We start from the raw sequence: 1,282 nt of genomic DNA on the forward strand, positions 1-1,282 counted from the left end.
TCTCGTGACTGCGTGCCTTTTGAAGAATGAGCCTGCGAGTTTGCGGTGTGTTGCGAGGTTAACCCGGGTGGGGAAGCCGTAGCGAAAGCGAGTCCGAACAGGGCGCTGTAGTAGCACGCTCAAGACCCGAAGCGGAGTGATCTAGCCATGGGCAGGTTGAAGCGGAGGTAAGACTTCGTGGAGGACCGAACCCACCAGGGTTGAAAACCTGGGGGATGACCTGTGGTTAGGGGTGAAAGGCCAATCAAACTCCGTGATAGCTGGTTCTCCCCGAAATGCATTTAGGTGCAGCGTCGTGTGTTTCTTGCCGGAGGTAGAGCACTGGATAGGCGATGGGCCCTACCGGGTTACTGACCTTAGCCAAACTCCGAATGCCGGTAAGTGAGAGCGCGGCAGTGAGACTGTGGGGGATAAGCTCCATGGTCGAGAGGGAAACAGCCCAGAGCATCGACTAAGGCCCCTAAGCGTACGCTAAGTGGGAAAGGATGTGGAGTCGCACAGACAACCAGGAGGTTGGCTTAGAAGCAGCCACCCTTGAAAGAGTGCGTAATAGCTCACTGGTCAAGTGATTCCGCGCCGACAATGTAGCGGGGCTCAAGCGTACCGCCGAAGTCGTGTCATTGCAGCATGTACGGCCAACGCCGGCTGTGATGGGTAGGGGAGCGTCGTCTGCCGGGTGAAGCAGCACCGGAAGGTAGTTGTGGACGGTTGACGAGTGAGAATGCAGGCATGAGTAGCGATACAAACGTGAGAAACGTTTGCGCCGATTGACTAAGGGTTCCTGGGTCAAGCTGATCTGCCCAGGGTAAGTCGGGACCTAAGGCGAGGCCGACAGGCGTAGTCGATGGATAACCGGTTGATATTCCGGTACCCGCTGTGGAGCGTCAAACATCGAATCCAGTGATGCTAAGCCCGTGAAGCCGCCCCTGATCTCTTCGGAGTGAGGGGGAGTGGTGGAGCCGGTGACCCGAGCTGGTAGTAGGTGAGTGATGGGGTGACGCAGGAAGGTAGTCCATCCCGGGCGGTGGTTGTCCCGGGGTAAGGGTGTAGGACGCAGGGTAGGCAAATCCGCCCTGCACGTGTCTGAGACCTGATGCCGAGCCGATTGTGGTGAAGTGGATGATCCTATGCTGTCGAGAAAAGCCTCTAGCGAGTTTCATGGCGGCCCGTACCCTAAACCGACTCAGGTGGTCAGGTAGAGAATACCGAGGCGTTCGGGTGAACTATGGTTAAGGAACTCGGCAAAATGCCCCCGTAACTTCGGGAGAAGGGGGGCCAGTCC

Annotated in this window: 1 rRNA gene (cut by a window edge); it reads left to right on the forward strand. The window is 57.5% G+C overall.

The window, feature by feature from the left end:
* Positions 1–1,282: ribosomal RNA gene (locus tag ACGFZN_RS39915) — 23S ribosomal RNA — on the forward strand (its annotated part continues 1,269 nt past the right edge of the window); the annotation flags it as partial.

It is taken from the genome of Streptomyces sp. NPDC048192, assembly GCF_043202415.1.
Lineage (GTDB): Bacteria > Actinomycetota > Actinomycetes > Streptomycetales > Streptomycetaceae > Streptomyces.